At 67.7% G+C, this 19,354-nt stretch carries 15 protein-coding genes; 5 read left to right on the top strand and 10 right to left on the bottom strand.

From position 1 onward, the window contains the following. The first annotated feature begins 190 nt into the window (after nucleotides 1-190). Both pnp and ACZ1JS_RS15310 read left to right on the top strand, forming a co-directional pair. The gene (pnp, locus tag ACZ1JS_RS15315; RefSeq protein ID WP_465166817.1) at nucleotides 191-2,530 is read left to right on the top strand and encodes a polyribonucleotide nucleotidyltransferase; all 2,340 of its coding nucleotides are present in this window, start codon (nucleotides 191-193) and stop codon (nucleotides 2,528-2,530) included. Nucleotides 2,531-2,667: 137 nt separating this feature from the next. Beyond that, a complete protein-coding gene (locus ACZ1JS_RS15310; protein ID WP_465166816.1) occupies nucleotides 2,668-4,818 on the top strand; it encodes a transglycosylase domain-containing protein in 2,151 nt (716 codons plus the stop codon). Here ACZ1JS_RS15310 and ACZ1JS_RS15305 read toward each other — a convergent pair. The 3 genes from ACZ1JS_RS15305 to ACZ1JS_RS15295 are packed head-to-tail and all read right to left on the bottom strand — an operon-like array spanning nucleotide 4,785 to nucleotide 6,678. Further along, complete coding sequence (locus tag ACZ1JS_RS15305) at nucleotides 4,785-5,642, bottom strand: M48 family metallopeptidase (protein ID WP_465166815.1); 858 nt, start codon at nucleotides 5,640-5,642, stop codon at nucleotides 4,785-4,787. The genes ACZ1JS_RS15310 and ACZ1JS_RS15305 overlap by 34 nt on opposite strands. Beyond that, entirely contained in the window at nucleotides 5,639-6,073 is a 435-nt protein-coding gene (locus ACZ1JS_RS15300) for a YcgN family cysteine cluster protein (RefSeq protein ID WP_465166814.1), read from the bottom strand. Before ACZ1JS_RS15300 ends, ACZ1JS_RS15305 begins: the two co-directional genes overlap by 4 nt. Then, the gene (locus ACZ1JS_RS15295; RefSeq protein WP_465166813.1) at nucleotides 6,070-6,678 is read right to left on the bottom strand and encodes an SCO family protein; all 609 of its coding nucleotides are present in this window, start codon (nucleotides 6,676-6,678) and stop codon (nucleotides 6,070-6,072) included. The genes ACZ1JS_RS15300 and ACZ1JS_RS15295 overlap by 4 nt, the downstream gene beginning before the upstream one ends. 54 nt (nucleotides 6,679-6,732) lie before the next feature. On the opposite strand from ACZ1JS_RS15295, the gene ACZ1JS_RS15290 reads away from it, so the two are divergent. Then, nucleotides 6,733-7,329, top strand: a complete 597-nt coding sequence (locus tag ACZ1JS_RS15290) for an ankyrin repeat domain-containing protein (RefSeq protein WP_465166812.1) — start codon at nucleotides 6,733-6,735, stop codon at nucleotides 7,327-7,329. Nucleotides 7,330-7,331: 2 nt separating this feature from the next. Here the strand turns inward: ACZ1JS_RS15290 and ACZ1JS_RS15285 are convergent, their stop codons facing one another. From ACZ1JS_RS15285 to ACZ1JS_RS15270, 4 genes are read right to left on the bottom strand one after another with little or no spacing between them, the layout of a single operon-like run. Continuing rightward, nucleotides 7,332-8,636, bottom strand: a complete 1,305-nt coding sequence (locus ACZ1JS_RS15285; RefSeq protein WP_465166811.1) for a dicarboxylate/amino acid:cation symporter — start codon at nucleotides 8,634-8,636, stop codon at nucleotides 7,332-7,334. Nucleotides 8,637-8,694: 58 nt separating this feature from the next. After that, complete coding sequence (locus ACZ1JS_RS15280; protein ID WP_465166810.1) at nucleotides 8,695-10,035, bottom strand: FAD/NAD(P)-binding protein; 1,341 nt, start codon at nucleotides 10,033-10,035, stop codon at nucleotides 8,695-8,697. Next, nucleotides 10,032-11,336, bottom strand: a complete 1,305-nt coding sequence (locus tag ACZ1JS_RS15275; RefSeq protein WP_465166809.1) for a sigma-54-dependent transcriptional regulator — start codon at nucleotides 11,334-11,336, stop codon at nucleotides 10,032-10,034. Before ACZ1JS_RS15275 ends, ACZ1JS_RS15280 begins: the two co-directional genes overlap by 4 nt. Next, nucleotides 11,317-13,089: a sensor histidine kinase gene (locus ACZ1JS_RS15270; protein ID WP_465166808.1), complete on the bottom strand. Its 1,773-nt coding sequence runs from the start codon at nucleotides 13,087-13,089 to the stop codon at nucleotides 11,317-11,319. The genes ACZ1JS_RS15275 and ACZ1JS_RS15270 overlap by 20 nt, the downstream gene beginning before the upstream one ends. Nucleotides 13,090-13,305: 216 nt before the next feature. Between ACZ1JS_RS15270 and ACZ1JS_RS15265 the strand changes: the two genes are divergently transcribed. Both ACZ1JS_RS15265 and ACZ1JS_RS15260 read left to right on the top strand, forming a co-directional pair. Further along, a complete protein-coding gene (locus ACZ1JS_RS15265; protein WP_465168714.1) occupies nucleotides 13,306-14,607 on the top strand; it encodes an MFS transporter in 1,302 nt (433 codons plus the stop codon). Nucleotides 14,608-14,696: 89 nt separating this feature from the next. After that, nucleotides 14,697-15,743 carry a serine hydrolase domain-containing protein gene (locus ACZ1JS_RS15260; protein WP_465166807.1) on the top strand — a complete coding sequence of 349 codons (1,047 nt, stop codon included), beginning with the start codon at nucleotides 14,697-14,699 and terminating at the stop codon, nucleotides 15,741-15,743. On the opposite strand, the gene ACZ1JS_RS15255 is transcribed toward ACZ1JS_RS15260, so the two are convergent. The 3 genes from ACZ1JS_RS15255 to ACZ1JS_RS15245 are packed head-to-tail and all read right to left on the bottom strand — an operon-like array spanning nucleotide 15,733 to nucleotide 19,334. Further along, entirely contained in the window at nucleotides 15,733-16,746 is a 1,014-nt protein-coding gene (locus ACZ1JS_RS15255; protein ID WP_465166806.1) for a zinc-binding alcohol dehydrogenase family protein, read from the bottom strand. The two genes, ACZ1JS_RS15260 and ACZ1JS_RS15255, sit on opposite strands and share 11 nt — an antisense overlap. Beyond that, a complete protein-coding gene (locus tag ACZ1JS_RS15250) occupies nucleotides 16,743-18,428 on the bottom strand; it encodes an alpha-L-fucosidase (RefSeq protein ID WP_465168713.1) in 1,686 nt (561 codons plus the stop codon). Before ACZ1JS_RS15250 ends, ACZ1JS_RS15255 begins: the two co-directional genes overlap by 4 nt. Before the next feature lie 9 nt (nucleotides 18,429-18,437). Further along, nucleotides 18,438-19,334 carry an amidohydrolase family protein gene (locus ACZ1JS_RS15245; RefSeq protein ID WP_465166805.1) on the bottom strand — a complete coding sequence of 299 codons (897 nt, stop codon included), beginning with the start codon at nucleotides 19,332-19,334 and terminating at the stop codon, nucleotides 18,438-18,440. Between the last annotated feature and the right edge of the window lie 20 nt (nucleotides 19,335-19,354).

The following is a 19,354-nucleotide window of genomic DNA, read 5'->3' as shown; positions in this document are numbered from 1 at the left end:
GGGGCGGCCAACTCCGCCCACGAAATTCCCCGCGAAACGGGGTATAGGCTTTGCGACCGGATTTCCGGCCAAGCCGTCCCGCCGCAATCCGGCGATGCGGGACACCGGGCCGAAACGGTCCGACACTCGGGGTGGACAACCACCCAAGCTGCCCCGGCGCGCATAGGGCCGCCGGTGTAAAGGAAACGCAATGTTCGATATCAAGAAAAGCACCATGGACCTGGGCGGCAAGACGCTGACCCTCGAAACGGGCCGCGTGGCGCGTCAGGCCGACGGCGCGGTCATCGCGACGCTGGGTGAAACCGTGGTGCTGTGCGCGGTCACCGCCGCCCGCTCGGTCAAGGAAGGGCAGGACTTCTTCCCGCTGACCGTCCATTATCAGGAGAAGTATTCCGCCGCGGGGCGCATCCCCGGCGGCTTCTTCAAGCGTGAGCGCGGCGCGACCGAAAAGGAAACGCTGGTCAGCCGCCTGATCGATCGTCCGATCCGCCCGCTGTTCCCCGAGGGCTTCTACAACGAAATCAACGTCATCGCCCAGGTGCTGAGCTATGACGGCGAAAACGAGCCGGATATCGTCGCGATGATCGCCGCGTCGGCTGCGCTCACCATCTCGGGCGTGCCGTTCATGGGCCCGATCGGCGCGGCGCGCGTCGGCTACCAGAATGGCGAGTACATCCTGAACCCGACGCTGGATCAGGTGAAGGAGGGCGATCTCGACCTCGTCGTCGCCGCCACCGGCGATGCGGTGATGATGGTCGAATCCGAAGCCAAGGAGCTGTCGGAAGAGGTCATGCTGGGCGCCGTCGTGTTCGCGCACGAAGCGTCGAAGAAGATCGTCGACTGCATCATCGACCTCGCCGAACAGGCTGCCAAGGACCCGTGGGAACTGGCACCGGTCGCCGACCAGTCGGCCGCCAAGAAGAAGCTCAAGTCGCTGATCGGCAAGGACCTGACCGCCGCCTATAAGCTGACGGACAAGCAGGCGCGCCAGAACGCGATCAACGACGCTCGCACCAAGGCGCGCGACGCCTTCGCCGACCTCAAGGAAAGCGATCCGGCTCAGTATCTCGGTACGCTCAAGCTCGTGAAGAAGCTGGAAGCCGAGATCGTCCGCACCGCCATCCTGAAGGACGGCCGCCGCATCGACGGTCGCGACACGAAGACGGTCCGCCCGATCGAGGCGATGGTCCACTTCCTGCCGCGCGCGCACGGTTCGGCCCTGTTCACCCGTGGCGAGACGCAGGCGATCTGCACCACCACGCTCGGCACCAAGGACGCCGAGCAGATGATCGACGGCCTGAACGGCCTGCACTATGAACGCTTCATGCTGCACTATAACTTCCCGCCCTATTCGGTCGGTGAAGTCGGCCGCTTCGGTGCGCCGGGCCGCCGCGAAGTCGGTCACGGCAAGCTGGCATGGCGCGCGCTGAACCCGGTGCTGCCGTCGAAGGAGGAATTCCCCTACACGATCCGCGTCCTGTCGGACATCACCGAGTCGAACGGCTCGTCGTCGATGGCGACGGTGTGCGGCGGGTCGCTGTCGATGATGGACGCGGGCGTGCCGCTCAAGCGTCCGGTGTCGGGCATCGCCATGGGCCTGATCCTCGAAGGCAAGGACTTTGCGGTCATCAGCGACATTCTGGGCGACGAAGATCACCTCGGCGACATGGATTTCAAGGTGGCGGGCACCAGTGCCGGCATCACCTCGCTCCAGATGGACATCAAGATCGCCGGCATCACCGAAGAGATCATGAAGGTCGCGCTGGCGCAGGCGAATGAAGGCCGCGCCCACATCCTCGGCGAAATGGCGAAGGCGCTGGGCGAGACCCGCACCGAGCTGTCGGCCCACGCGCCGCGCATCGAGACCTTCTCGATCGACAAGTCGAAGATCCGCGAAGTGATCGGCACCGGCGGCAAGGTGATCCGCGAGATCGTCGCCACCACCGGTGCGAAGGTCGACATCGACGACGAAGGCGTCATCAAGGTGTCGTCGTCCGATCCGGCGCAGATCGAAGCCGCCGTCAACTGGATCAAGGGCCTGGTCGAAGAGGCCGAGGTCGGCAAGATCTACAACGGCAAGGTCGTCAATCTGGTCGATTTCGGCGCGTTCGTGAACTTCATGGGTGGCAAGGACGGCCTCGTCCACGTCTCCGAAATCCGCAACGAGCGGGTCGAGAAGGTCGCTGACGTCCTGTCCGAAGGCCAGGAAGTGAAGGTCAAGGTCCTCGAAGTCGATCCGCGCGGCAAGGTGCGCCTGTCGATGCGCGTCGTCGATCAGGAAACCGGTGCCGAGCTGGAAGACACCCGCCCGGCGCGTGAACCGCGCGAAGGCGGCGACCGTGGCCCGCGTGGTCCGCGTCGTGACGGTGGCGACCGTGGCCCCCGCGGCGAAGGCGGCGATCGCGGCCCCCGCCGCGACGGTGGCGACCGCGGCCCGCGCCGTGACCGTGGCGACCGTGGTCCGCGCCGCGAGGAGTCGAAGGACGAAGGCGGCAATGCCGGCCTGCCGTCGTTCATCACCGACAACTGATCGTTCGCCGATCGATTTGAAGAAGGGCTCGCGGCGACGCGGGCCCTTTTTCGTTGGGCGGAACGCGGCGCATCCGGTGCGCATCATCGCTCGGGGCTTGTGCCCCCCCGCCCGGAAGCGGTATCCGGCGCATCTTCATGGCACGCTCTTCCCAACGTCCGCAGAAGCGGCCCGCCGCCGCTCCCTCCCGCTGGCGGCGCATCCTGCGCTGGACGCTGGGGATCGGGTTCGGCCTCGCGCTGATGGCGGCGATCGCGCTGGTCGTCGCGGTCTATAACGCCAAGTCGAACATCCCGAGCTTCAATCAGCTCAAATCCTCGCCCAACGGTCAGATGATCCGGGTGCGTGCGGCTGATGGTTCGATACTGGTCTCCCTCGGGCCGAGTTATGGGGAATGGATTCCCTATTCGCAGATTCCAGCGCCGATGCGCGAGGCGATGGTCGCGGTCGAGGATCGCCGGTTCCGGTCGCACTGGGGCGTCGATCCGGTCGCATTGGCGCGGATCACCAAATTCGCGATCGACAATCGAGGTACCGGCCGGCGGTTGCAGGGCGCGTCGACGATCACGCAGCAGGTCGCGCGCACCATCTTCCTGTCGAACAGCTACACGGTGGGGCGCAAGTTCCGTGAAATCATCCTGGCCCTTGCGTTGGAGCGAAAGTTTACCAAGAACCAGATCCTCGAGCTGTACCTCAACAAGGTCTATTTCGGCGGTGGCGCATACGGCATCGACGCGGCGTCGCGGCGCTTCTTCAACCATCCCGGCACCAGCCTGTCGCTGTCCGAAGCGGCGGTGATCGCCGGACTGGTCAAGGCACCCTCGCGCTACTCCCCCACCGCCGATGCCGAGGCGGCGGTCGGACGGGCCGGTGTCGTGCTGAAGCTGATGCAGGAAACCGGCGCGATCACCGCGGCGCAGGCGATGGACGCCGATCCGCAGGCGATCAAGCTCGCCCCCGAACCGCAGCAGAACAGCGTCCGCTATTTCACCGACTGGGCGCTGCCGCAGCTCGAAACGCTGATCGACGAGACCGAGGCGCCGCTCGACGTCTGGACCACGCTCGACCCGGCGATGCAGCAAAGCGCCGATACCGCCATCCGCGCCAACGCCCCGGCAGGCGTGCAGGGCGCGCTGGTCGCGCTCGACCGCGACGGGGCGGTGCGGGCGTTGGTCGGCGGCAAGGACTATGTGTCGTCGATCTATAACCGCGCGACGCAGGCGACGCGCCAGCCCGGTTCGGCATGGAAGCTGTTCGTCTATCTCGCCGCGCTCGAAGCCGGCATGAACCCCGACAGCCAGGTCAACGACGCGCCGATCACGATCGACGGCTGGACGCCGCGCAACGCTTCGCGCCGCTATAGCGGGCAGGTGTCGCTGCGCACCGCCTTCGCCTATTCGCTCAACACCGTGTCGGCGCGGCTGGGGCAGGAGGTCGGCTTCGCGACCGTCGCCGACATGGCACGACGCTTCGGCATCACCACCCCGATCAATACCAAGCCGGCGATGGTGCTCGGCACCTCCGACGTGCGGCTGATCGACCTGACGCGCGCCTATGCGTCGGTGGCGAGCGGCGGGACGGCGGTCGTCCCCTATGGCATCACGCGGGTCACCGCCAACGGATCGGTCATCTACCAGCATCAGGTCGACAGTTCGCGCGTGCTGGTCGCCCCCTATGTCGCGCAGCAGATGACCGACCTGCTCCAGACCGCGGTCAACACCGGCACCGGTCGCGCGGCGCAGATCGGGCGCCCGGTCGCGGGCAAGACCGGGACGACCACGTCGTACAAGGACGGCTGGTTCATGGGCTTTTCGTCCGGCATCACCACCGGCGTGTGGATGGGCCGCGACGATGCGAAGGCGGTGGCGGGACTACAGGGCGGCACCGCGCCCGCGCGCGCCTTTGCCGCGTTCATGCGCCAGGCGGTGGCAAGTCGGCCGGTCGAGGAGTTCAATACCAAGGTGACGCTGCCCGAATGGCAGGAGGAGCCCGACGCGGAGAGCTATTACGGCGCGCCCGACGACCGGGTCTATGTCGATCCCGACGGCAATCCGATCGACCAGCCGCGCTCCGGCGACGATCAGGGCGATGTCGATCAGGGCGACGACGCACCGTCACAGCCGCGCGTGCCCGACGAACAGCTCGATCAGGACTGGATCGACCGCGCGCTCGGCCGCGGGCCGCGCTCCGATCAGCCGGCCCCGGCCCAGCGCCGGCCGCTACCCGATCGCCGCCAGCCGGTGCCGCAGCCGGGTTATCCGGACGAGGACACCCGCCCGAACCAGTGAAGCCCCGCCCCTTCCGCCCGCAACCAGTGGCGGGCGGCGTCGGGATCGCCCTCGAACAGCGTGGCGACCAGCGCGTGAAAGGCGGGGCCGTGGTGCATGTGTACCCGGTGCGCGACCTCATGCGCGACGGTCGCGCGGCGGACATGGCCGGGGGCAAGCAACAGCCGCCAGCTATAGCGGATCGTACCGCTCGAACTGCAACTGCCCCAGCGCGCCTTCGGGTCGCCGATCGCGACCTGCGCGACGGTGACCCCGGCCTTTGCCGCATAATGCGCGGTGTCTTCGACGAGTACGCGCAGAGCCTCGCGCTTGAGCCAGCGCTCGATGCGGACGGGGAATTGTTCGATCGGGCCGCCACAGGTGAGGATGAAGGTGTCCGCTTGATCGTCACCCCAGCGCAGGCTGGGGTCTTCCGGTAATGGAGCGTCGCACCTCGCCGCAGGAGACCCCAGCCTGCGCTGGGGTGACGTAGTCGTGGCAAGTTGCCTCGAAGAATCTGCATCGTCCCGTGACCATGGACCCCGGCCTTCGCCGGGGTGACGATCCGTTACGAGGGTCACCGTCCGCGATGCCCCTGCTTCCCACCGCAGCCGCACCGCGCGATCCGCCACCGGCACCACCGCGCCGTCGACGAACGGTCGGCCCTGCGGCAACTTCGCCCGCTGCGCCGCGATCCAGTCGGCCTTCTCGCCCGCCCATGCCACCGCTTTGGCCAGCGCTATCCGTTTCGGCACGGTCAGCCGCACCCGCCCGGTCGCCGGATCGACCGACAGCCGCGCGACGCGCGCACGCGGATGGCGGACGACCTCGACGCCGTCGATCACAGCGTCCGGTCGGTCAGGTGATGTTCGAGGTCGCCGACGTCATTTTCCGACACCGTCCATCCGCGCGTCGACTGACCGGCGGCATGCACGCTCTCCCGATCGCCACTGTTCAGATAATGCCAGTCGGGCAGCTTCTTGCCCTCGTTCCGCAATCGATAGGCGCAGGTCGAGGGCAGCCATTCGATCGCCCCGACATTGCGCGCGTTCAGCCGGACGCATTCGGGGACATAGGCATGGCGGTGGCGATAGTCGCTGCACTGGCCCATGCGCCGGTCGAGCAGCTTGCACGCGACGTTGGTCGCGTAAATCTCGCCGCTATCCTCATCCTCCAGCTTGTGCAGACAGCATTTCCCGCAGCCGTCGCACAGCGCCTCCCACTGCGCGCGGTCGAGCGCGGCGAGCGGCAGCTCTTCCCAGAAACGCCCGCTCACCGGACCCACTTCTTCAGTTCGGCGGCGACCGCCGGCCCGCCTTCGTCCTGCGGCAGCAGCGCGACCGGGCGGCCCTGCGGGTCCATCAGGATCGCGGTGCGGCTATGGTCCATCAGATATTCGGTCGCGCCGGGCGGCTGCGACTTGGCATAGGTGACGCCATAGGCGCGCGCGGCATCGGCGATCGCCTGCGCGCTGCCGGTCAGGCCGACCATGCGCGGGTGGAAGGCGGAGACGAACTTGCCGACCACCGCCGGCGTATCGCGTTCCGGGTCGACCGTGACGAAGATCGGCACGACCTTCGCCCCCAATTCGGGCGATTCGTCCTCGAACGCCTTCACGCCCGCCGCGATATTCTGGACATCGACCGGGCAGACATCGGGGCAATAGGTATAGCCGAAATACATGATCCGCCATTTGCCGGCGAAATCGGTGTCGCGCACCACCTTGCCGGACGAATCGGTCAGGACGAACGGCCCGCCGATACGCGCCCCGGCCAAAGGCGGGGTGCCCGGCGATTCGGCCGGTCCGCCACAGGCGGCAAGGGCCAGCGCGAACGCTGGCGCGAGGATGCGGACGATGCTGTTCATGGTGTTGCCAGCCATGATCTGATAGGCGACGCCTTGCAAGCCGCGTAACGTCCTTTCGGAGCCTGTTCCATGCCCGCCATCCGCCTTCTCCTCGCCGCCGCGCTGATGCTGCCCGCCGCCGCGCAGGCCCAGCAGATGTCACCGGGCTATCTCTTCCTGAAGGCGATCCGCGACGAGGACGGGAACAAGGTCAACGACATTCTCGGCCAGCCCGGCCAGACGATCATCAATACCAAGGATCGCTCGACCGGCGAAGGCGCGCTGCACATCGTCGCCAAGAACGGCAACCTGACCTATCTCCGCTTTCTGCTCGCCAAGGGGGCCAACCCCAATATCCAGGACAATCGCGGCAATACGCCGGCATTGCTGGCGGTAGAAGCGGGATCGGTCGAAGCGATCAACGCGCTGGCGGCGCGCAAGGCGAATCTGAACCTCGGCAACAGCAGCGGCGAGACCCCGCTGATCCGCGCAGTCCAGTTGCGCAATGTCGACATGGTCCGCACGCTGATCGCCGCCGGTGCCAATCCCGACCAGCCCGACGTGATCGCCGGCATGTCGGCGCGCGACTATGCCAAGCGCGATACGCGCACGCCGGTGCTGCTCAAGACGATCGACGACAAGCCCGCCGCAGTCGAAAAGGCACCCGTGGCCGGCCCGCGGCTATAGGCTCAGCCCGCCAGCGCGACGTCGACGGGCGCCGTCCGTTCGGCCAGCAGCCCTTCGCGCTTGGCGACGATCGTCGGCACCAGCATCTGCCCGGCGACGTTGACGGCGGTGCGCCCCATGTCGAGGATCGGGTCGATCGCCAGCAACAGCCCCGCCCCTTCGAGCGGCAGGCCGAGCGTGGTGAGCGTCAGCGTCAGCATCACGGTCGCGCCGGTCAGCCCGGCGGTCGCCGCCGATCCCAGCACCGATACCATCACGATCAGCGCATAATCGGCGGCGTGCAGCGTCAGTCCGAAGAATTGCGCGACGAAGATCGCCGCCACCGCCGGATAGATCGCCGCACATCCGTCCATCTTGGTCGTCGATCCCAGCGGCACGGCAAAGGCGGCATAGGCGGTCGGCACGCCCAGCGCCCGCTCGGTCAGTTCCTGCGTCACCGGCAGCGTACCGACCGACGAGCGGGTGACGAAGCCCAGTTGGATCGCCGGCCATGCCCGGCGGAAGAACCAGCGCGGGTCGATGCGATGCACCGCCAGCAACAGCGGATAGACGACCAGCAGCACGATGCCGAGGCCGAGATAGACGGTGCCGGCGAACGCGCCGAGCGACGACAGCGTACTCCAGCCATAGCGGACGATCGCATCGCCGATCAGCGCCGCCGATCCGATCGGGGTCAGCGCGATCACCCAGCGCAGCAGCCGGCGCAGGATCATCAGCGCCGAGGTGTTGAAGGCGAGGAACGGCTCACCAGCCGCCCCGACCCGGACCGCGGCGGCGCCGACCGCGATCGCGACGACGATGATCTGCAGGACGTTGAAACCCAGCGCGGTGGTCGCCGCGCCATCGGCGACCTTCGTCGTCGCGGTCAGGCCGAGCAGATTGGCCGGCACCAGCCCTTTCAGAAAATCGAGCCAGCTACCCACGGTCGTCGGCGCGGCGGCGGTGGCGACGGCCGCGCTGCTCTGCAGGCCGGGCTGGATCACCGATGCCAGCACGATGCCGATCGATACCGCGATCAGCGCGGTGATCGCGAACCACAACAGCGTCTGCCCGACCAGCCGCGCGGCATTGGGCAGGTCGCGCAGCGCCGCGATCGATCCGACGATCGCGGTGAACACCAGTGCCGGGACCAGCACCTTCAGCAATTGAACGAAAATCTGCCCGATCGTGTGCAGCGTCGTCCCGATCGTGCCATCGGCGCCGCCGGCCTGCGCGGCTATGAACCCCAGACCGACGCCCACGGCCATGCCGATCGCAACCTGGACTCCGAAGGACGGCCGAATGGTGGATTTCTGCATCATGGGCATGTTGGAGACCGCTTCGTCGACGACAACCAAGCAATTCTAGCATCGCCGCAACGCAGCGTTACAAGCCTTCGCCGCCGACCCAGTGCGCATTCGATAAATAGCGTGCAACGTCCCATACTTGGCGACGCAGGTCGGGGACGGCGACGATCTCCCAAAAGGCACCCCGGGTCATCGGACCGATCGCGAACAGCGAATCGTCGGTTTCGCCATCGGCGCGCCGCACGCGGCCGGTCGATTCGACTTCGACGCCCAGATGCTCCGGATCGGGGCGGATGCTGCCCCGCGCATGCAGCCGGCGGAGCAACGGATCGTCGGTCCGCGCCAGATCGCCTTGCGGCCCGGTGCAGCAGATGATGCGGGCGACGGGCAGCGTTTGGCAGGCTTCGGCACCGCGCGGTCGCCACCGGACGTCGATGCCATCGCCGTTCGGCACCGCATCGCAGGTCTTGCCCGCCAGCACGGTCAGCCGCCCGCTATCGACCAGCGCCGCGATCCGGTCGGCAACGGCGGGGGCCAGCCGGTGGCGATGGATATCCCACCAGGGCCGCAAATGGCGCAGGAACCGGCGGCGTTCGTCGCCGTCCGCCGCCGCCCAGATGCCCTGGGTAAAGGGGCGCAGTTCGTCGATCGCGCTGCGCCAGCCGATCGCCTCCCCGCGCGCGCGCACCTCGCGCACCAATGCCGACAGCGGCGGGCGCGGACGTTCGGACCGCGGCGGATCGCCGGGCGTGGCGGGCGCATGGCGGTGCGGCAACAGCCCGCGCCGCGACAGCGCGACCATCCGCCCGGCGAACCCGCGCGCCTCCAGCGTCAGCACGACATCGACCATGGTCAGGCCGGTGCCGACCAGCAGCACGTCGTCGTCGTCGCCCAGTACCGCCGTCCCGCGCGCATCCCATGGATTGCCGACATAGGCGGGCGATCCGGCCACCGCCGCCAGCCCCGGCGGCACCTGCGGCGCGAGATTGCCGATCGCCAGCACCGCGACATCGGCGGCGACGCTTCGTCCGTCGCGCAACGTCACACGACCGCCGTCGCAGTCGATAACCTCGCCATCGACGATCGTCAGCCGATCGGGCGCCGCTGCCTGCGCGTGGGCGAGCAGGTCACGCAGATAGGCGCCATAGGTCGCGCGCGGCACGAAATCGCCGGCGCCCTGCGCGTCGCCGCGTTCGGCCAGCCAGCGGACGAAATGGTCGGGCCGGTCGGGAAAGGCGCTGATATTGGCGGCGCGGACGTTGAGCAGATGATCGGGCTGCGCCAGGCCATACGCAACCCCCTGCCCCGCCGCCCCGCCGCGCTCGATCAGCGTCGCGCGCGGCCCGTCATGGCGCAGCAGGTTGATCGCGAGCAGCGTTCCCGAAAATCCCGCACCGACGATCGCGACGTGATCGATCATGCCGCATCCCCTTCGCGGCGGCGGAAGCTGCTGGCGTCGATGCCATGGCGCTGCAACCGGTCGTACAGGCTGCGACGCGGCAGGCCCAGCGCCTCGGCGGTCGCGGTCACGTCGCCACCGGCCTGTTGCAGCGCCTCCCCGATCATCGCCGCCTCCAGCCGGGCGAGGCGTTCGGTCAGCGACAGCCCCGCCTCGCCCGGATCGTCGCGGGTCAGCGCCAGCACGGTCTGCACCGCGAAGTTGCGCAGCGCGCGGACATTGCCGCGCCACGGATCGGTCATCAGCCGCGCCTCGACCTCGGCAGTGATCGCGGGCACCGGCCGGTCATATTGCGCGGCCACGTCGCGCAGGAACCATGCGAACAGCATCGGCACGTCGGCGCGGCGTTCGCGAAGCGGCGGGATGCGCAGCCGGATCGTCTCCAGCCGATAGAGCAGATCCTCGCGGAACCGCCCGTTCGCGACCTCTTGCGCCAGGTTCGACTTGGCGGCGGCGATCACGCGCAGATTGACGACGCGCGGCGGTTCGCGACCATTGGCGGGCAGTTCGCGCTCTTCGATCACGCGCAGCAGCTTGCCCTGCACCGCGCTCGACATGCTGTCGATCTCGTCGAGGAACAGCGTGCCGCGATCCGCCTCGGCGATGCGCCCGCCGCTGCCGCGCGTGCCGAACAATATCTCGTCAACCAGATGGTCGGGCAGCGCCGCGCAGTCGACCGAAACGAAGCCGTGATGCCGCCGCTTGCTCCAACGATGCAGCTGCCGCGCGGCCAGCTCCTTGCCGGTGCCGGTCTCCCCCTCGATCAGCACGTCGACGTCGATCTGCGCCAGTTGCCGCAGCTTGTCGCGCAGCGCATCCATCGCCGGCGTCGTCCCGATCAGCGGATAATCATCCTCCGCCGCCGCATCCACCGACGCGCGCAGCCGCCGGTTTTCGAGCACCAGCCGCCGGGTTTCCAGCGCGCGGCGGACGCTGGCGATGAGGTGGTCGGCAGCAAAGGGCTTGGCGATGAAGTCGAACGCCCCGTCGCGCATCGCCGCCACCGCCATCGCGACGTCGCCATGGCCGGTCATCAGCAACACCGGAATCTCGCCGTCGCGCGCGCTGACCGCCTCGAACACGGCATGGCCGTCCATCTTGGGCATGCGGATGTCGGTGACGACGATGCCGGGAAAGTCGGGCGTGACGCGCGCCAGCGCGGCGGTCGCGTCGGCAAAGTCCGCCACCTCCAGCCCGGCAATGGCGAAGGAATCGACCAGCGCCGTCCGCAGCGCGTCGTCGTCATCGATCAGCAGGATCATCGCCCGTCTCCTTCTGCAATGTCACCCGGAACGTCGCACCCGACGACGACGGCACCACCGTCACCACGCCGCCGAATTCGGTGACGATGTCGCGCACGATCCCCAGCCCCAGTCCCAGCCCATCGGCCTTGCCGGTGACGAAGGGTTGGAAAATGTCGTCGGCGATCGCCGGATCGATGCCGGGGCCGTTATCGGCAACGGTCAGCAGCACCCGATCGCCGGACGGTTCGACCTGCACCGCGACGCGCGGATCGGGCGTGCCCTGCACCGCCTCCAGCGCGTTGGTCAGCAGGTTGACCAGCACCTGTTCGAGTCGCACCCGCCCGGCACGCACCATCGGCTGTCCGGCAGGCGGAAGGTCGAGCGCCACCCCGGCCATGCGAAACCGGTCGCCGACCAGCAACAGCGCGCCGGCAATTACCGCATCGAGCGGCACCGGACCGACCATTCCCTTTCCCCGCCGGGCGAAGCGCCGCATCTCCTGCGTGATCGCGCCGATCCGTGCGGTCAGGTCGACGGTCGTCGCCAGGTTCGCCGCCACCCGGTCGATCCGCCCGCTCGCCAGATGATGTTGCGCATTCTCCGACAGCGTACGGATCGTCGCCACCGGCTGGTTGATCTCGTGGACGAGGCCGGCAGTGATCGACCCCAGCGACCCCAGCCGATTGGCCTGCGCCAGTTCCTCGCGCGCCTCGCGGAAGCGACGGTCGATCGCGGTCCGCTCGGCGATTTCCGCGCGCAACGCCGCGGTCCGCTCCGCCACCGCCTTTTCCAGCGACGCGCGATAGCGGGCCGCCTGCGCCGCCCGTGCCGAACGCCACAGGAACAGCGCGAGCAGCGCGGCGATCGCCAGCGACGCGGCGATCGTCGTCAACCGCGCCAGCGCCGCCGCATCGCGCAGCGTCCGCTGTGTGGGCACGACATGCAGCAATTGCCATCCGGCCAACGGCATGGCGACGCGCGCGAGCAGCATGTCGTCGCCGCCCGGCCCCCGCGCCATATCGGCGCCGAAGCGATAGCGACTGGGCGACAGCGGTGCATTGCCGAACTGGCCGCTGCGGGCGATGTCGGCCCGAATATCGGCGGACAACGGTCGGGTGATCCGGAATCGTTCCTCGGCATCGGTCGCGAACAGCACGATGCCCCGCCCGTCGCTAACCAGCGTCTGTCCCGGATCGCTCGACCATGCCCGGGTCAGGTCGTCGAACTCGACCTTCACGACGATTGCGCCCGCCGGGTCGCCGGCAGTGCCGATCCGGCGCGCGAGGAACAGGCCCGGCCGGCCGCTGACATTGCCGACCGCGAAATATTCGGCCGCGCCCTGCCGCATCGCCCGGACGAAATAGGGTCGAAAGCGATAGTCGCGCCCGACAAAGCTTTCCGCCGTGCCGGCATTCGACGCCGACACCGTCATCCCGTCGCGATCCAAGAGGTAGATGACCGGCGCACCGGTCCGCTGTGCCAGCATCGCCAGCTTGCCGTTCATGCGGTCGGTCGCCGCCGGATCGCGCCGCCGCAGCGTATCGAGCAGATCGGTGTACTCGCCGAGCACGATCGGCAGCAGCCGGAATTTGGCGAGGTCGCTGGCGAACAGTCGCGCCTGTTGCCGCGCCGTCCGGGCGGTATCGTCCCGTAGCTCGGCAAGGCCCGATCGTTCGAACCAGATGAACGCCGCCAGCCAGATCATCCCGATCGTGGCGATCGCCGCGATGATCCCCGCGAGCAGCGTCGTCCTGCGGTACAGCCAGCCCATGCGTGCAGTTTATCGCACGACGCCGGGCGGCGCCATGCGGATTTTTGCGCGGATTCAGCGTACATCGCAGCTCTCAGGACAATATTCTGTTATCTTACAGTATCTTACGCTTGCGCGGAAAATGGTTCATAGAATGCCCGTCATGGGCCATTCTTCGGTCCGTAGTGCGGCATCAATGTCCGCACGGGCAATCTTGGGAGAGATGCTGTGGCCTCCATACCCCATCCATCGGTCGCGGCCGGTCCGTCGACCAATTCGCGCCTGAAATCGATCATCGGCGGATCGACCGGCAATCTGGTCGAATGGTTCGACTGGTATGTCTATTCCGCCTTCACCCTGTATTTCGCACCGCACTTCTTTCCGGCGAGCAGCCAGACCGCGCAGTTGCTGAGCGCCGCGGCGGTCTTTGCGATCGGTTTCGTCATGCGCCCGATCGGCGCGTGGATCATGGGCATCTATGCCGACCGCCATGGCCGCAAGGCCGGCCTGACGCTGTCGGTGACGCTGATGTGCGCCGGCTCGCTGATCATCGCCTGTACCCCGGTCTATGAATCGATCGGCCTGATCGCGCCTGCGCTGCTGGTGCTCGCGCGGCTGATGCAGGGGCTGTCAGTCGGTGGCGAATATGGTGCCAGCGCGACCTATCTGTCGGAAATGGCGGGCAAGGATCGGCGCGGCTTCTTCTCGTCCTTCCAATATGTCACGCTGATCTCCGGCCAGTTGCTGGCGATCCTGCTGCTGCTGCTGCTGCAATCGGTGATGCCGAAGGCCGAGCTGGAGGCATGGGGCTGGCGCATTCCGTTCTTCGTCGGTGCGGTGCTTGCCGTCGTCGTCTTCTATCTGCGCCGCGGCCTTGCCGAGACCGAAAGCTACAAGAACGCGAAGAAGACCGATGCGCCGAAGTCGGGCTTCCTGATGCTGCTGCGCAACCATCCGAAGGAAACCGCGCTGGTCATGCTGCTGACCGCCGGTGGTACGCTCGCCTTCTACGCCTATTCGATCTACATGCAGAAGTTCCTGGTCAACACCTCGGGCTTTTCCAAGGAGACCGCGACCCAGATCAACGCGATCACCCTGTTCGTGTTCATGCTGTTGCAGCCGATCGCGGGCGGCCTGTCGGACCGGATCGGGCGCAAGCCGTTGATGATCGCCTTCGGCATTGCCGGCGTGCTGTTCACCTATCCGATCTTCAGCGCGCTGGAACAGACGCGCGATGCCACGACCGCCGGACTGCTGGTGATGGCCGCGCTCATCATCGTCACCGGCTACACCTCGATCAACGCGGTGGTGAAGGCGGAGCTGTTCCCGGCGCATATCCGCGCGCTGGGCGTGGCGCTGCCCTATGCGCTCGCCAACACCATCTTCGGCGGCACGGCGGAATTCGTCGCGCTGAAGTTCAAGGATGCCGGCTGGGAACGTGGCTTCTACTGGTACGTCACCGCCATGATCGGCATCTCGCTGGTCGTCTATCTTCGGATGCGGGACTCGGCAAAGAACAGCCTTATCCAGGAGGATTGATCGGCTTTCCCGATCTCCTTCCACCTTCGGGCGGCGGGGCAACCTGCCGCCCGACTTGTATGTGGCCGCCGACCGCCGACATGGGAGCGATGCGCGCGCTGCTCCCCTGCCTGTTGCTGCTGACCGCCGCCTGTGACGGCGGCGCTACGCCCCCGCCGCAACCTGCCGCTACGCCTGCGACGCGCGGGCTGGATGCCGCCGCGATGCGGACGACCATCGCCGACGCCGAACGGCTTCCCCGCTTGCGGTCGCTGCTGGTGCTGCGCGACGGCCAGCCGCTGACCGAACGCGTCTTCAACGGCGGCCCGCCGCTCGACCGGCCGGTCAATATCAAGTCGGCGTCGAAATCGGTGATGTCGGCGCTGGTCGGTATCGCCATCGAACGTGGCGTGTTCACCGGCGTCGACCAGCCGGTGCTGCCGATCCTGCGCGGCGACGCGCCCGCCAATCCCGACCCGCGCCTTGCCCGGGTGACGATCGGCAACCTGCTGTCGATGCAGGCGGGGCTGGAGCGGACCTCGGGCGAATATTATGGCCGCTGGGTTTCCAGTCCCAATTGGGTCCGCTTCGCGCTGTCGCGGCCGTTCGTCGCCGATCCGGGGACAGCGATGCTCTATTCGACCGGATCGACGCATCTGTTGTCGGCGGCGCTGACCAGAGCGAGCGGGCGCACTACGCTCGCCAATGCGCGCGACTGGCTGGGCGAACCGCTCGGCATCACCATTCCGGTCTGGCCCGCCGACCCACAAGGCATCTACTTCGGCGGCAACGAGATGCGGCTGTCGCCGCGCGCGCTGGCCCGGTTCGGCGAACTCTACCGGCGCGACGGGGTGGTAGGCGGCAAGCGTATCCTCCCGGCCGACTGGGTGCGGACCAGCTGGACGCCGCGCGCGGTATCGCCATGGAGCGGGCAGGCCTATGGCTATGGCTGGTTCCTGACCGAGATGCGCGGTCACCCGGTGCGCTTCGCCTGGGGTTATGGCGGGCAGATGGTCTATGTCGTTCCCGACCTGCGCCTCACGGTCGTCATGACCTCGGTCGCCGATGCCGCGCGCGACAACGGTCATATCGACGCGCTGCACCGGCTGGTCGCCGATGGCGTGATCCCGGCGGCGGAGACTGGCGCTACAGGCTGACGATCGCCTTCAGCACGCTGTCCGCCTCGTCGATCAGTTGCGGCATCCGCGTCGGTGCCTCGTCGATCGACAGGTGGTGCGTGGCGATGCGATCGGTCGCGATTTGGCCGCTGCGGATGCTGGCGATGACATGGTCGAAATCGACCGACAGCGCGTTGCGGCTGGCGCGCAGCGTCGTCTCGCGCTTATGGAATTCGGGATCGGCAAAGACGAGATCGTCCTTGCACACCCCGACCAGCGTATAGTCGCCGCCATGCGCGACATAGGCGAGGCCGGCGCGCATCGCCGCGATATTGCCGGTAGCGTCGAACACCTCATCGAACATCTCGCCATCGGTCATCGCCGCCAGCGTTTCGGCCAGCGACGCATCGGCGACCACCGTCTCCTCGAACCCGAATTGGCTGCGGGCATAGTCGAGCCGCTGGCCGCGCGTATCGGCCAGCACGATGCGTTCGGCCCCGGCGATGCGCGCGAACAGTGCGGTGCCGACCCCGATCGGTCCCGCTCCGACCACCAGCACCCGGTCGCCCGCGCCGACCTCCGCCCGCCGGATCGCATGGGCGCCGATCGCGAGGAACTCGACCATCGCCGCCTGGTCGAGGGTCAGGCCGGTCGCATCGACCACCGCCGCCTCGGGCACGGTCAGCCATTCGCACAGCCCGCCATCGACATGCACGCCCAGCACGCGAATTGCCGCGCAGCAATTGGGTTTGCCGCGCCGACATGCGCGGCAGGTGCCGCATGGCAGATAGGGATTGACCGTCACCACCTGCCCGACCGCAAGGCGGCTGCCCGATGGAGCCTCGACGACCTCGCCCGCCAGTTCGTGACCGATCAGCCGGGGGTATTCGAGGAACGGGTGCTTGCCGGCATAGATATGATAGTCGGTGCCACACAGCCCGACCCGCCGCATGCGCAGCAGCACCTCGCCCGCCGCCGGACGGGGCGGTTCGCGGGTTTCGAGGCGCAGGTCGAACGGCTCGGCACAGACCAGCGCCTTCATGCGGTCACGCCCCTGCCCGACAGGATCAGCGCGACACCGATCGGATGGCGCGCGGCGGCGGGCAGCGTCACCTCCAGCGCATCGCCGGTGCGCCGGAACGCCAGCGGAGTGACGTCGCCGGCCAGGGTCACGCGGCGCACCTCGCCGGTCAGCGTCGGGTCGTCGCTGCCAAGCAGCGTCAGTCGCACGACATTGTCCTGCGGCCAGCCCAGCACCAGCGCGTGGAGGTCGTCGCCGCGCGTCGCATAGCGAATGTCCCTGGCGCCATAGGGCGACTTCGGACCGCCTTCCGAAAACAGCCCCTGGCCTGCCCGGGTCGGTCCCTCGCCGAACCGCTTCCACGGCCGCGTCGCATAGATTGCGTTGCCGAAGCGCTGCATCCAGTCGCCGATCTCGCCGACGATCCGCTCTTCCTTGTCGTCGATCGTGCCGTCGCCGCGCATCGGCACCGACAGCATCAGATTGCCGTTTTTCGAAACGACATCGCACAAAGTATGGATGACGGTGGCTGCGGACTTGTATCCGTCGCGCGCGGCCAGATCGGCGTCATAATGCCAATTGCCCAGGCAAGTATCTGTCTGCCAAGGGAAACGCTCGATATAGCTCTTGCCGCCACGTTCGACGTCATCGACAATTCCCATACGCCGCTGCGGCGGCGTCGTCTTGGCGGTGACCACGGCTTCCAACCGGCCGCCATTCCATGCCATCGACTGGTTGTAATACCATGCGGTCAGGTCGAGCCCATGCTGTTCGAGCGGCAGGTCGAAGTTATCGAAATAGACCATGTCCGGCCGGTGCTGCTCTATCACGTCGCGGCAGCGCAGTTCCCAGTTGCGTGCGAAGTCGCTGTTGGCAGGCACCCCCTCGGTCCATAGGCGGTCGGTCGCCTCGTGCCACAGATCGGCTTCCTCGCGGGTGCGGATGCCGTCGGGCATCGGCATGTGCCGCCCGGTATAGAGCTGCTGCGGATCCAGCCCGTCCCACCATTTGCCGCGCCCCTGTGCCGCGGTCAGCTTGTACGCGTCGTAGCGCTGGCCGGCACGCGGTCCGTCGGGGTCATAGCCATAGGCCGGCTGGTTCCAGTGCCACGCATGCGCCGAATGATTCGATACCCCGAAGCGAAGCCCGCGTTCGCGCGCCAGTTTCGCCCAGGTGCCGACAATGTCGCGCTTCGGCCCGACCCGCGTCGTGTTCCATGGGTGATGGCGCGAGGCATAGGCGTCGAGATTGTCGTGGTGATTGGCGAGGGCCATGAAGTAGCGGGCGCCGGCTTTCTTATAGATGTCGAGCAACCGCGCGGGGTCCCAGCGGTCGGCCTTCCACAGATTCTGGATCTCCATGAAGCCGCGATCGGCGGGGTGACCATAGGTTTTCAGGTGATGCGCATAGGCGCGACTGCCCGGCAGATACATGTCGCGCGCATACCAGTCGCCCGCCTCCGGCACGCATTGCGCGGTCCAGTGCGCCCAGATGCCGAACTTTGCATCGCGGAACCAGTCGGGCGTGCTGTACCCGGAGGTCAGCGATTGCCAGTCGGGGGTGAAGCGCGCCGGCGGCGGCACCTTCAGCGCGCGGCCCGCGCCCGTCGGCGTCGGCTGGGTCGTCACCGCCGACGCCACCGCGGGTGCCATCGCGGTCGCGGCGAGGCTGCCGCCGATCATCTCGCGCCGTGTCGCCTTCATCATTCTCTCCTACAGATCGAGGTCCAGCCGATAGAAGCGATCGGCACTTCGCCCCCACACCGCCCGCCGTTCGTCGTCGGACAGGTCCGACAACAGCGCCGCATAGGTCGACAGCGTCGCGTCGAGCCCTGCCGCCAGCCGGTCGGTCGGGAAATTGGTCGCGATCATCACCCGGTCGGGACCGAAGCGGTCGATCACCTCGCCGACGATCGGCGCCAGCACCGCAGGGTCGAGCGCGGAGTCGATAAAGCCCGCCCCCGACAGCTTGATCGCGGCATGCGGCAGTTCGGCAAAGGCGATCAGCCCACGCCGCCAATCGTCCAGCCCGTCGGACAGGATCGGCAGCGCGAGGTGGTTGAGCACCACCGGCACGTCGGGATGCGCGCGCGCCAGTTCGATTAGCCCCGCCAGTTGCGGCGGAAAGCCGTGAAAATCGAAACGCAGCCCATATTTGCCGAGCAACGCATAGCCCCGCGCCCAGTCCGGATCGCGGGTCAGATCGCGGTTGCAGGCGCGGCGCGCGGCGTCGCGCGGATGCCAGTTGATGAGGTGGCGGATACCGCGCACGCCCGGTTGCGCCGCCTGCCATGCCAGTTCGGCCTCGACATCCGGCCGGTCGAGCGCGACGCGGGCGACGATCGCACTCGGCAGGTCGTCCGCCGCCGCGACCCCGGCCAGCCAGTCGGTCTCCGCCCGCCCCTGATCGGGATGCGCTCCGGCATCGACATGCACCGCACCGACCAGATTCCACGCCGCCGTCTCGCGCCGATAGTCGTCGATCCGGTAATCGGGCGCGATCGCCGCCTGCGCCGGATCGTCGAGCCACGGATAGCGCAGCACGCCATGGTCCCACAGGTGGAAATGCGCGTCGACGAACGGCGGGCGATGGACGTCGCCTGCGGTCACCGCCTTCCCTGTCGCTGCCG

The sequence above is a fragment of the Sphingomonas sp. BL-S-05 genome, from assembly GCF_055521695.1.
Note: the sequence above shows the minus strand (reverse complement) of the source record. Positions and strands in the feature narration are given on the sequence as shown.